11 protein-coding genes are annotated in these 12,821 nt (G+C 43.3%); 8 read left to right on the top strand and 3 right to left on the bottom strand.

Features of this window, described 5'->3' with window-relative positions; genetic code table 11:
- Nucleotides 1-162: 162 nt before the first annotated feature.
- Nucleotides 163-1,533, bottom strand: coding sequence for an L-serine ammonia-lyase (locus BCT34_RS12960; protein ID WP_076652100.1), 1,371 nt, complete (start codon nt 1,531-1,533; stop codon nt 163-165).
- A 338-nt stretch (nt 1,534-1,871) separates the two neighbouring features.
- On the opposite strand from BCT34_RS12960, the gene BCT34_RS12955 reads away from it, so the two are divergent.
- Nucleotides 1,872-2,750: a YdcF family protein gene (locus BCT34_RS12955; RefSeq protein ID WP_076652103.1), complete on the top strand. Its 879-nt coding sequence runs from the start codon at nt 1,872-1,874 to the stop codon at nt 2,748-2,750.
- A 4-nt stretch (nt 2,751-2,754) separates the two neighbouring features.
- Here BCT34_RS12955 and BCT34_RS12950 read toward each other — a convergent pair whose 3' ends face one another.
- Nucleotides 2,755-3,432: a hypothetical protein gene (locus tag BCT34_RS12950; protein WP_076652106.1), complete on the bottom strand. Its 678-nt coding sequence runs from the start codon at nt 3,430-3,432 to the stop codon at nt 2,755-2,757.
- Between the two features lie 210 nt (nt 3,433-3,642).
- Nucleotides 3,643-3,897 carry a DUF333 domain-containing protein gene (locus BCT34_RS12945; RefSeq protein ID WP_017079683.1) on the bottom strand — a complete coding sequence of 85 codons (255 nt, stop codon included), beginning with the start codon at nt 3,895-3,897 and terminating at the stop codon, nt 3,643-3,645.
- Nucleotides 3,898-4,200: 303 nt separating this feature from the next.
- Between BCT34_RS12945 and BCT34_RS12940 the strand changes: the two genes are divergently transcribed.
- The 7 genes from BCT34_RS12940 (at nt 4,201) to BCT34_RS12910 (ending at nt 12,766) form a co-directional block, all read left to right on the top strand.
- Nucleotides 4,201-4,719 carry an NUDIX hydrolase gene (locus BCT34_RS12940; protein WP_076652109.1) on the top strand — a complete coding sequence of 173 codons (519 nt, stop codon included), beginning with the start codon at nt 4,201-4,203 and terminating at the stop codon, nt 4,717-4,719.
- Between the two features lie 600 nt (nt 4,720-5,319).
- Nucleotides 5,320-7,431 (top strand): LruC domain-containing protein, encoded by a 2,112-nt coding sequence (locus BCT34_RS12935; RefSeq protein ID WP_076652111.1) that lies wholly within the window; start codon nt 5,320-5,322, stop codon nt 7,429-7,431.
- A gap of 13 nt (nt 7,432-7,444) precedes the next feature.
- Nucleotides 7,445-7,951, top strand: coding sequence for a hypothetical protein (locus BCT34_RS12930; protein WP_076652114.1), 507 nt, complete (start codon nt 7,445-7,447; stop codon nt 7,949-7,951).
- A gap of 221 nt (nt 7,952-8,172) precedes the next feature.
- Nucleotides 8,173-9,936 (top strand): ABC transporter ATP-binding protein, encoded by a 1,764-nt coding sequence (locus BCT34_RS12925; protein ID WP_076652117.1) that lies wholly within the window; start codon nt 8,173-8,175, stop codon nt 9,934-9,936.
- Nucleotides 9,930-11,714 carry an ABC transporter ATP-binding protein gene (locus BCT34_RS12920; RefSeq protein ID WP_076652119.1) on the top strand — a complete coding sequence of 595 codons (1,785 nt, stop codon included), beginning with the start codon at nt 9,930-9,932 and terminating at the stop codon, nt 11,712-11,714. The genes BCT34_RS12925 and BCT34_RS12920 overlap by 7 nt, the downstream gene beginning before the upstream one ends.
- Before the next feature lie 234 nt (nt 11,715-11,948).
- Nucleotides 11,949-12,215 carry a hypothetical protein gene (locus BCT34_RS12915; RefSeq protein WP_076652122.1) on the top strand — a complete coding sequence of 89 codons (267 nt, stop codon included), beginning with the start codon at nt 11,949-11,951 and terminating at the stop codon, nt 12,213-12,215.
- A 116-nt stretch (nt 12,216-12,331) separates the two neighbouring features.
- Nucleotides 12,332-12,766, top strand: a complete 435-nt coding sequence (locus BCT34_RS12910) for a hypothetical protein (protein ID WP_076652125.1) — start codon at nt 12,332-12,334, stop codon at nt 12,764-12,766.
- Nucleotides 12,767-12,821: the final 55 nt, after the last annotated feature.

Raw genomic sequence — 12,821 nt, 5'->3', positions numbered from 1 at the left:
GCCATAAGGTAAATGCTTTTGAGTAAGTATCACTTTCAATTAGCAGTAGGATTCTTGCCAATAAAAAAGCCAGCTTGGCAGCTGGCTTTGTTGAGATATTGAAAACTAAGTTTACATGAATGCCGTCTCTATAGAGGCTTTCTCCACTCGTGTTCTTGTCTGTTATTCACACGGTGGTGCCATGTGGATCACGGCTAGGCCGCCAAGAGACGTTTCACGGTATTTCTTGTTCATGTCTTTACCTGTTTGGTACATGGTTTCAATAACCTTGTCTAACGAGATAAGACACTTGCTGGTGCGCTTCAACGCCATACGTGATGCGTTGATGGCTTTCATCGCCCCCATAGCGTTACGTTCAATACACGGCACCTGTACAAGCCCGCCAATTGGGTCGCAGGTCATACCAAGTGAGTGCTCCATCGCAATCTCAGCAGCAATACAGATCTGCTCGTTACTACCGCCACGTAGGGCAGTTAAGCCTGCAGCAGCCATTGATGAAGATACGCCAACCTCACCCTGACAACCCACCTCTGCGCCAGAAATCGAAGCGTTGGTTTTGTATAAGATGCCGATAGCACCAGACACTGCCAAGAAGTCTTTAAGCTGTTTAGTGTCCAATTCTTTAATGAAGCGGTGGTAGTACATTAAGACCGCAGGGATGACTCCAGCAGCACCGTTGGTTGGTGATGTTACAACCTGACCACCTGCAGCGTTTTCTTCACTCACGGCAAAGGCAAACAAGTTAATCCAATCCATGATCTCCATTGGATCGTTTTCAATGGCGGCATTTGCTTCAAGCTTTTTCAAAAGAGCTGGTGCTCGACGTGTTACTTCTAGACCGCCATCAAGAATACCTTCGGTGTCAAAACCACGCTGCATACACAGAGACATCACCTTCCAAATTTGGTCGGCTTTCTGGTCAATCACATCCATGCCTTGGAATGACACTTCGTTGCGCAGGACTAAGCCACCAAGGCTCAGTCCATTCTGGTCAGATAATTCAAGCAATTGATCGGCAGAGGTAAAAGGGAATTCAACTTGTGTTTCTGACTCTTGCTTGCCATTCTGAAGCTCATCAGCAGTCGCGATAAAACCACCACCAATCGAGTAGTAGGTTTCCATATCCAGAAGGCTGCCACTCTCGTCAAAGGCAGAGATGGTCATGCCGTTTTCATGCAGGGGTAGGTTGGTTTTGTGGAAGAGTAGGTCGCTCTCTACATCGAAATGAATTTCATGGTTACCGCTCACCAATAGAGACTTGTCTTCAATTGCCTTGCGCATTGCTTGGTTAGCGCTAGTAATTTTTATGGTGTCAGGACGGTTACCTAGTAAACCTAACAACGTCGCTCTGTCTGTGTGGTGGCCAATACCCGTCAATGATAACGAGCCGTATAAGTCGATTTGAATGCGATTCACTTGTTTAAGCTGAGCATCAATTTTTTGGGTAAAGTTAAACCCAGCGATCATTGGTCCATTTGTGTGGGAGCTGGACGGCCCAACCCCAATTTTGTAGATATCAAAAATAGACAGCATAGTAACTTCCTGTGAAGACGGTTCGATGAACGAACTCTGTGTAAAATTTGTATTGAGTTGCACTTCTTTGAGTGAAACAGTTCTTCGATTGAGCTGCGTCTTTGCTTGAAACGCCTCTTTTGTTGAGACTCGTGTTAACAAGCGTAAGGCGATGAAATACAAGAGCGTGCTATGTTTGCTTTAAAAGCGACACGTCTATTCTCGTATTACCTAAGATGTCGCTATCAACAGTGAGCATTATTGCGAGCAACATATAAGAATTTCAAAATACTTTTGTTAACAAGTATTGTATACATAATTCACTTCATCTAACCGCCAAAACGAGACTTGAACATAAAATGAGCATTAATCACCTCCTTATTGTGCTGGGTAAGCGACTTAATGAGAATAAATTGACTGATGAAGGAATCAGTCGAGTTGATGCTTTAGTTGAGTATCTGGGAGAGCCTTTGGCAGAAGAGTCGAGCCCGCAAACTGCCGTAGCATTTTGTGGTGGGGTAACAAAAGGACAAACTCTCTCTGAAGCGGACGCAATGCATCAGTATTTTAGAAAGCTCGAAAATCAACGTGAACATCCGTTTTCCTTAAGGGCTATTTTACTTGAGCAGCACTCAACCAACACTGTCGAGAACATTCAAAACTTGGCCTCAGAGATGATTGCAAGCGGGCTATTTACTCGCGGACAGAGTGTACAGGTGACCTTCGTTTCTAATGACTATCACTTACAACGCATATTTGAGATTCAAACGCTAATGGACGAACAGGGTTTACTTAAGGTCCTCGTCGAGAAGTGCTCAGAACTTGGGGTAGATTTACAGATAGATCCTCAGCTAGAGGCTCATGTTGCGGTGCCATACCCTCATGAAAGTGCTCAAGGGCAGTTGTTTTTATTAATGGATGTACTGACGACCTACCGAGTCTATCTTGAAGGTGTTTGTGCGGGTGTATTTAAGCGAGATTTGGAGTTGGTTAGGCGGGAGCCAGAAAGACTGTCTTTGGAAGCACTGATAGCTGCAAAAGAACTCGTCGGGCGTTCATCTAACTTTGAAATTGTAGACACTTTACTCCCAGTATTGGAGAGCTGTATCCAGCAAACGTCAGTGGGTACAGACATAAAAAAAGTCAGGGGATACTTAGCTCTACTAGATACTAACCTGACTTTATTGAATCGTTATTTAGATCCGGAATCGGATCACACGCCTCGCTGGTGGCGATAGATGATTATTTCTTTCTCGTGATGCCAATAACGGTCTTTAAACTTGCAAAGGCAATCAGACAGTAAGCTAGAAGCTCAGTGCCTTCTTCAGCGATGTTTTTAACCGCTCGAACGTAATCATCACCCATGACATTGTGCCAGAAGCTGCCCATTCCAAATAGGCGAGAGAACACCAACAGTAGCATTACACCAGTAACGAGTAGATTCATGTGTGGGGAAGCAAGAATAAGTGCAAGCTGATCAATGGTTCGTTTACCATTTTTAATCGCATAGAAGATTGCGCTACCAGCAACCAATAGGGCAGGGACAACCCAAGCGCCATGTACGATCTTGTCAAACCAAAAATCCATTTCACGAATAAACATCACACTGAAAAATGCACTGATGAGCATAGCTGCATGCTTAACTTCGCGTTTCTCTCTTGCTAGATAAGCAAAAGACCCAGACGCGATAATAAGCAGTAACTGTTGTAGCATCTCGGTCACCGAGATCTCACCAAGATTGCCATTCAACAATACGAAATCAATTCGAAGCGCAAGGTTTGCGACAATACCAATAGCTAAAACAACGAGAGCGGTTTGGCAGCGTTTGTAGATCACTTGAGATGTCGACTGAGAAAGGGTGAACTCTGGCAGTTCAAATGACATTTGAGTTTGTTCTTTCGTTTTTGATTGGACTTTCATAATAATTCTATGTGTAAAATTTTGTAACAGGCGGGCATTCTATCGGCCTAAGTTAGGCTAATGTCAGAGCTGTGTCAGAAATAAAACAGTGTTCAATTGGTGTATATGTACGGTAAACCGCTGCCTTATGGCAGGCAGTTTACGTAACATAATTGAGTTTTTAGGGGAGGGCTTTAAAGCTTTGAGATTGGAAACCTGTAAGAGAAGTGATTACTTTTCAGTTTCTTGCTCATGGTTATTGCGGTAGTACTCCCACTGTTCAATGCGCTCACCGTCATCGAATACACAGTAAGTTGTACGTTGATTGTTTTCAGTAACCGTGTCTAGTTCACCGTCCTGTTGAACACAATAAACCGCTGCTGGATTAGCGACTGAAACACGTTGGCCTTCGCTATATTCTGCATAGTCGTTTGCACAACCGCCTAATACAACGGCACATACAGCCATCAAACCAATTTTCTTCATGTTTATCTCCTACGTGATAACTCGATAAGTAAATACGTTAAAGTTCTACAGAACCAAATGAGAAGCTCTATGAAATTAGTATATTTTAGATTTCAGAAAAGGTTGTTCTAATTTGGTCAAGATATTGAAATAGGTTGATATTTCTCCATGTTTAACTACTTTTTGAGTGCTAGATCAAGCTAAGTTGATTCAAGGTTCAGTTGGAACATCCCCGTCCGATAAGCTCTTGTTGGAGGTTGTGAACCTCGAATCTATTGATGGTTATGATATGATGCCGCCAAATTTAGTAGAGCGGTCAGAATCATGAGACACCTTAAAACAACCATCCACCCTGATATCGATCACCTAGACAATAAAACGGTCTATAAGCGTAACGCTGCCCGTGCCATTGTGTTAGATGGGGAAGATATTCTGATGCTTTATACAGAGCGTTACCACGACTACACCATTCCCGGTGGTGGTTTGGATGAAGGGGAAGATGTGATCGCAGGTATGGTTCGTGAGCTAGAAGAAGAGACTGGCGCTAAGAATATCCACAGCATCAAGCCGTTCGGTATTTTTGAAGAGTTTCGCCCTTGGTATAAAGACGATGCAGATATAATGCATATGATCTCTTACTGCTACTCATGCAAAATTGATCGCGAGCTTGGTGAAACGGCCTACGAAGACTATGAAGTGAAAAACGGAATGAAACCGGTGTGGATGAATATCCATGAAGCTATCGCTCACAACGAAAAGACGATGGCAGAGAGCCCTAAGAAGGGGATGAGTATTGAGCGTGAAACCTTTTTACTCCACCTAATCGCAAAAGAAATGTTGTAACTCCTAGCTCTTCACATCAAATACCTTGCAATTAAATAGCTCGTTTATGGTAAAGCTTTGTATAGATAAGCGAGTAAAATTGAAGATTTGAACTGTTAAAACTGTTTAAAGTTCACCAACTTTTAAACAGTTTTGCTAACTATAGCGAATGACAATTCCTACCTTTTTACTTCCTAACTTCTGTTCGTTTTCTGAACGCTAAAGTTTGCGTGTTTAATCAATATTTCTCCACTTTCTCAACAAATCTACTTCGTTTCCACAAAGCGTTAAACGCAGCTCGATCTCACTGTCTTTCAAGTTGACTGACCTTCCATCAATTTGATTCTTATTTTGAAGAAAAGATCGTATTAATCTCATTGGAAATTTAAATTAATAAAATAATCCTAATTTTTCATAGAGTTAAACTTTATTTTTAGTTTATGAAAACTTGGCTTCTCTTTTGCTTTTTTACTTGAGGCGACTCGCTTTATCGGCACGAAACCAATAATTGAACATATAGATTGTTTCGTTTCAGGGTTAACTAAGATTTTTAACTTGCCGTTCAGAGTTCACGTACTTTTCAAGGAAATCGCTCATGCGAAGAAGAAGTCGAGGTTTACTATGAAATACAAGCAAGTTATATATCTCCTGACGGCAGCAGTCAGTGTCCCAACCTACGCAACGTCGGTGGATTTGGACTTCTCCAACCATATAGAGTCTACGAATGGTAGCAGCGGATGGGCAGGTTCAACCTACGATGGAGCAGTAATGCACTTTCTCAACGTTGGTACACACGATGGAAAGATCATTGACGCCAAGGTATCGAGTAGCGTTTTCGGTGATGCTACCTTTGTGTTTCATGCTCCAAATTACAAAGAGGGTTCAACCCAGCCGTCTGGAGACATTGGTTTCCTGTATCAAACTAATTCAGCGGGCTCTGCGGGGCTCATCTACACTTTCGAATTTTATGATGGGACTGATAGCCTATCTGGTACCTTCTCTGAACCTTACACGTTGCCCGAGTTCGATATGATCGGTTACGACATTGATGGTGAACCTGTTCAGTCTGAGCAAGTCAGAGTATTTAAAAGTGAAGGTTTCTACAGTTACCAGCTTGGTGGTGCTAGCGCGAGTTTGACTGCCGAAGAGAGTGCTGATGGAACATCGGTGCTGTTCACAGGCCCTGGTACGAACTATTCCGAAACTGACACATCAGGTGCGGTTAAATTTACCTACAAAAATACGTCCATCGTTACGCTGCAATTTGAAACAGTCACGAGCAGCAGTAGTAGTTTTCCGAATCCGATTTTCTCAGCATTTGATGGAAACTGGGACTTGACCGGCTTTACTACGCCTATTGAAAGTTCAGACGAATCCGACTTTGGTGATGCTCCTAATAGCTATGGGACGTTACAAGCGAGCAACGGTGCTGAGCATGCTATCTCTTCGACCTTGTATTTAGGCGCTAGTATTGATGCCGATAGTGATGGTCAACCTGGCGCGTCATCAAACGGTGACGATTTAGATGTTGGTGGAAACGATGATGACGGTGTCGCATTGTTGACGAATCTGGAAATCGGCCTAGACAGCCTGATTAATGTCAATGTTGTGGGGAGCGGCTACCTGCAAGCTTGGGCTGATTGGGATATGAATGGCTCATTTGAAGATGATGAGCAAATTTTGAAAAACCATTCAGTTGTCGATGGAAGTCAAGTTGTCCCGATTCGAGTAGGTGACGATGCTGCCGTTGGTGCAGTACAAACCCGATTCCGTCTAGCGAGTAGCCCTAATATTCCAAGCGACGGTTACGTTGGCGATGGTGAAGTTGAGGACTACGTGTTCAATGTCACTGATCCTGGCACAACAGTTCAACACTCAAATTACTACACCGCGGCTTTCGAGGATAACTGGCCTGAAGTGGGTGACTTCGACCTAAATGACGTTGTGGTTTATTACCGCACAACCATTTTAAGTAAGGACGATGTCGTACTTCGAATGGATATTACGGGTACCATAATGGCATACGGCGCTTCTTACGGTAATGGTTTGGGGTGGAAGCTTGATGGTTTTGCTGAGTCAGACATCGATCTTCAAACGGCTCGAGTGCAAAAGAATGGCGCGACAAGAGTTAATATTTCGCCATTTACTGGTGAGGATAAGAGCGTAGCATCACCAGGTGGAGATCTTGTAGTGGTTGCTTCGTTGAATCTAAAAAATGATCTGCCGATTCACGGCGAGTGTATGTTCCACCGCACTAACCCTTCTTGCAGTCCAAGTTTAGAAGCTGACCAAATGACATTCAGCATTTCTTTACCTTTTGCTTCTGGTAGTGAGCCAACAGTAAGTTCACTGATGCCATTGAGTGGTTTTGACCCGTTCATCTTCGGTCCGGGAGAAGGCCAATATCACGGTGATAGTTTTGCTACATCGCCGGGTAAAGACTTGGAAATCCATACAGCCGATTTCCCACCAACGTCACGTGGCACGTTAGTCAGTGACTTCTACGGTATTGCACAAGACGATTCAGATCCATCTAGCGATAAGTACTACCGAACTACACAAAACATGCCTTGGGGTATCTTAATTTCATCTCCTTGGAATCATCCATCAGAGTACATCGATATCAGTGAAGCTTACCCAGAATTTGCCGAATGGGCGACCTCTGGTGGTACCTCGAAACCAACGTGGTATCAGAACCCGAATTCTGAAAAAACGTGGTCAACTGAAGATTAATCAAGGAGGATTTATGAAATTAACCAACCTAATGCTAACCAGTGTAACTGTCATCTTCCTTACCGCTTGTGGTGGAGGAGGTGGTGGTGGCTCAACCGCTTCAACACCTAGTTCTGTTGCACCACCATCAAATGGGCCATCGTCAGGTAACAGAACGACTGTGAGCAATACAACAGTGACGTCTAGTGTAGCTCCTGCAATGAAGTCAGTTGAGCTGTCGATACCCGAAGGTTTTGATTTTTCAACCGAGAGAGAAGTGAAAGTGACTGTGGATGTTGCGAGCTCACAAAGCTCAAGGGGCTTTATGAGTCTTTACACTGATTTTAACGATGATGTCGTCGATTACACCTCCCAAGTATTGAGAGTTCCAATTAACGACAGTAGCGATTTCTCAACAACGCTGCTTCTTCCAAACCATGTCGATAAAGTTTGGGTTGAGGTGTGGTATCCATCAGCAATGGGAAGCGAAGTAAAACGTTCAATCGACATCGACAATGATCAGGTAGACGTTGTTCTTTAAAGCCACCGTTCTTAATCAGTAAAATACTTGCCGCCATTTTTGGCGGCAAAGTTTTTTCTAGCAATGCGAAAATGTCATATCGGAATCAAGTATTAAATATGGTTGATATTGTCAACTAAGTGTTTTTGATGTATCTTTACCTCAGCGATGGCCCTATCTAGTTATACTGCCCGGTCATGTCGCTAAATCTCGCTGTGAGCCTGCCCTAAACAAAGAATACTATGAATAAAAGACAGTTTGTTGCCCATTACCTGCGCATGAATCGCACCTCGTACTTACTCGCGATTGTGTTCATTTTCCTCGTCAACTGGTTACAAGTAGAGATCCCTCGTTATATTCAATTGGCGATAGATTTGATTGATGATGCCTCTTCAACAGGCCACCAACAGCTTCAAACTTATGTTTGGATTGTCGTTGGTATGTCGGTTGCAATGGTGGTAGTGAGGATTTTGTCTCGTATTTATGCGCTTAATCCGGGGCGAATTACAGAGGCTGCGCTCAAAAGCACCCTTTTACAAAAGCTGAATCGCTTACCGAGCAGTTTTCACGAACGCTTTGCTTCAGGTCGATTGATCTCGATTATCAATAATGACCTTAGTGGTATTCGACTGATGTTTGGTGTCGGTTTCTTGCAGTTCTTCAATGCATTGCTTGCTTTGTCGCTGACGCCTCTTTACATGTGGCGCATATCGCCTGAACTCACACTGTATTCGATTATTCCTATCTCAATCGCTTTTGTGATCTTCCGTGTGGGTTTCAAGCGTATGAAAACGTTGCATTTAGAGCACATGAAACGCCTACAAAACTTATCTGCTCAGTTGATGAGTTACTTATCTGGGATTGATTTGATTAAGAGCCAACAGATGTCTCCTTGGGTGAAGGCGGAAATTGAAAAGCTTAATCAGCTATTGCTTGAATGTCGTCTTAAGATCACTCGTATCCAAGTCTTCTTTATGCCAGTGCTCGATTATGCCAATGACCTGATGAAAATTATCATTCTTGGTCTGGGTGGTTTCATGTTGATGAGGCAGGAACTCACACTTGGTGAGATAACCGCTTTTCTAACTTACTCCGTGTTGCTCGCTATGCCGCTGATGCAGCTTGGCCGAATTGCGACCATTTATCAGCGTGGCATGGTCGGTATTCAAAGTGCACAAACCATACTTAACGCCAAAGTGCCAGAGCTTGATGAAAGCAAACTGTCTGAGCGAGATGTTGAATTGCTCAAAGGAAAAACGTTTTCTGTTCGTAACCTCAGCTTTAGCTATTCAGGTGAAGAACGTGTCATTCTCGATGACATCAGCTTCGATATTCCAGTAGGTAAGAAAGTGGGTGTATTAGGTGGAATCGGCGCAGGAAAAACGACATTAGTGAACTGCTTGAACCACCATTTAGACGTACCCAAAGGTACAATTTTCCTTGGCGACAAAGATGTCACAAGCTTCTCGCGCAGTGACTTGCGCCGTTACGTGAAAACCGTGACTCAAGACCCTTATCTGTTTTCTGCAACCGTCGAAGACAATATCCGTTTTGGTAGCTTAGATACGGATTTGGCAAAGAGTCAGGTGGATGAAGTACTGGAGCTTAGCCAGTTGGCCAGTGACGTCACTCGTTTTGAACATGGCGATCAAACCTTGGTTGGTGAGAAAGGGATCATGTTGTCAGGTGGTCAGAAGCAGCGCTTGAGTATTGCTCGCGCTTTATTACAACCCACCGATCTGATCATCATGGACAACGTGCTATCGGCTGTTGACTATGAAACAGAACGCAAAATCTTGGAAGGCTTGTTTAAGCGTTTGGAAAACCAATCCGTTCTTGTGGTTTCACACCGCGTGAATGCCCTTGAATATATGGATGAAATCATCGTGTTGAACGAAGGCAAAGTGATCGCGAAGGGCGACCACGCCACGTTATTGAAAACGTGTGATTACTATTACGATACATGGCAACTACAGCAGAATGAAACGGAGGCTGCAGCATGTTAAAAGGTGTTGATCTCAAGTACCTCAAGCACTTTTTTAAGTTTGCTAAGAAATACAAAGGCTCTGCGATTCTGGGTATCGCGATGCTTCCTCTTTCTGTTATCACGAGTTTGTTGTTCCCTTGGCTGATCATTCAAGTGATCGATGTACAACTGAGTCATGGCGATATGGATGGATTGCTTGAGTACGTCTTCTATCTCGTTGTCGTGCTGGTGGCGAGCTATGTGGTGGATACCACTTATTCATATAACCTGCGTAAAACGGGGCAATATACGATAACTGACATGCGCTCAGTATTGTTTGCTCGCGTGCTTAAACTCCCACGCAGCTATTTTGATAACACACCGATTGGTGTCACGCTTTCACGACTAACCAGTGACTTGGAAACCATCGGCGAGACGTTCGTTCAGTCGGTTGTGGGACTCGTTAAAGACAGCATTAATACCATTGCTCTTTTGGTGATGATGTTCTTCATTGATTGGCAGTTAACGATGATTGTATTGATTATCATGCCGCCAGTGATGTACTTGACGGTGTATGTGAGAAACCGACTTCGCGCTCTATATAAGGTCACTCGTTCTTCACTCGCTCGCGGTATTGGCTTTCTGCAAGAAGTCTTATTTGGTATGAAGACCGTTCAGATGTATCGAGCGGAAAAGCAAGTAGAACAACGCTACCAAGGCTATACCGATGAGTTTTTAAAAGCGCAGAAGAAGATAAATAAATACGATGCGATTTTGTTCTCGTTTATCTCTGGCATCACCTCTATCACCATCGCAGTTATGATCTGGTATGGCTCTGAGCAAGTGATAGAAGGGGCACTTACCTTGGGTGTGTTGATTGCGTTCATCAACACCTTAGAGAAAGTGTTTGTTCCTATCCGCGACTTTACTTCGCAGATCGCTTCAATTCAGAGTTCATTTGCAGCGTTTGATCATATTGAAGAGCTGTTTGTTGAGCCGACTGAAGAGGAAGGACGTAATCTGCTGCCCTCTAACAAGGTTGAAAAACAGCTAGAACAGTTTGTGAGCCTTGAGTTTAAGAACGTGAGCTTCCGTTACAAAGACGATTCTCCATACGTTCTAAAGAATGTCTCGTTTGTATTGGAGAAAGGGCATCAAATCGCACTTGTGGGTTCGACGGGCTCTGGCAAGTCGACGATTCTGCGTTTGATCTCTAAAACCTATCAAGATTATGAAGGCAGCATTCTGTTGAATGGAATTGAGCTGTCACAGATCTCAAGCGAAGACTCTGCTCATTTGTTCTCAATGATGATGCAAGATGTGCACTTGTTTGAAGAGACCATCCAATTCAATATCGCATTGGGCAAGACACATTTATCTAGAACTGAGGTTGAGCAAGCGGCACGTTATGTTTATGCCGATAAGTTTATTGAACAACTCCCTCAAGGTTATGATTTCTGTTTGGAAAAAAATGGAGCCAACCTGTCTGTGGGGCAAACACAGCTTATTTCATTCGCCCGAGCGGTTGCGCAGGGTGGTCAATTGATGATGCTGGATGAGGCGACCAGTTCGGTCGACTCAATCACCGAAGACCTGATTCAAAAAGCAATGCAGCGCCTTTTCAAGGAAAAAACAGTGATTGCGATTGCACACCGTTTAAGTACCGTTCGTCACTCGGACACGATTTTGGTGTTGGAAAAGGGTGAAATTGTTGAGCAAGGTAATCATCAACAGCTGGTGGCTCACAATGGTATCTATGCCGGCTTGTTGAAGGAATCGATCGTGGAAGCGAGCAACTCTCAAGTAACGGTCGCCTGATCACCTCAAGTTAGAGTTGTTGTTCTCGATGATATCGATTGGTGTTGCTTATGTTTCACCATTTTCTATTGTTTTCTAATATTCCCAATAGCTTAGGAAAAATAAAACATATTTTACGATTATTAATATGTTATGATCTCCCTACTACTAAAGGGGTGTCTATGGGCATCGGGATGTATGCAAGCAAGATAATCGGCTTGTGTCAGTCACTTTCTGGCGAATATGGAATCGAAAATGTTGTTGGAAGAAGTTGTAGAAATTATCGAATTAACCGACTCAGACCATTTATCTCAAGCAATGGAGCTGTTTAACGAGCATGGTTTTGTTGATGCTGAGTCTTTGCCTTTTATGAATGTTGTTTTTGAAACAGCACCGGATCAACTTGCGCAGAAGTTGTCGCAGATTGGTTTTAAAGGTTTAGTGCAAGTTGAAAAGAATGAAGATGCATCGGGCTTCACCATTATTGATGCTGACCGCGTTCTGCTAAAAGATTCTGCTTAGTTGAAAGACTCTGCTTAGCTAAAAGATTCTTCTTAATGACAAGCTCAAGATCCAGCTTAATTAAAAGACTCTATCCAGTTCAGTAACACCCGTTATGATTATTTGAGGTTAACACAGTGACAACAGCAACCGTTTCATCAACAGAGCAACACATTTCCAATGAACATGCGCTTTTAGGTGCGTCGTTATTAGCGTCTCAAAAAGTTGAGTTGGCTCTGTTTAGTGTTATCTCTAAATTAGCTAAAGCTCTACCAAAAGAGCAGCAACAGTCATTAGGTTTGGATTTGGATACTTTTTTAAGAGAGAAGCCAAGCGAGCAAGCCTCGACGTTGAGCCGATACGAACAAGCGTTTGGTGAGCAACTTCCTTTGCAGACCAATGAAATCAACGATTTTATTTATCATCGAAACTTAGTCACTCGTGGTTTTTGGCGTGTGACTGGAGCTGACGTTAAAGGCGGAGAGAAGCTCGCTAACCCAGAGCTTTATTTAAAAGAGTTCTTGGCAAAGTGTGAATACTGGCAAGTGATGCTGGATACTCAAACCAAGTAATCAAATTGAAATAAGAAAGCCATAGCGAACATGCTATGGCTTTTTTATGGTTCAT

The organism is Vibrio sp. 10N.261.45.E2, from assembly GCF_002875705.1.
In the GTDB taxonomy this organism is placed as follows: domain Bacteria; phylum Pseudomonadota; class Gammaproteobacteria; order Enterobacterales; family Vibrionaceae; genus Vibrio.
The sequence above is the reverse complement of the archived record's forward strand: the minus strand, read 5'-3'. Positions and strand labels throughout refer to the sequence as shown.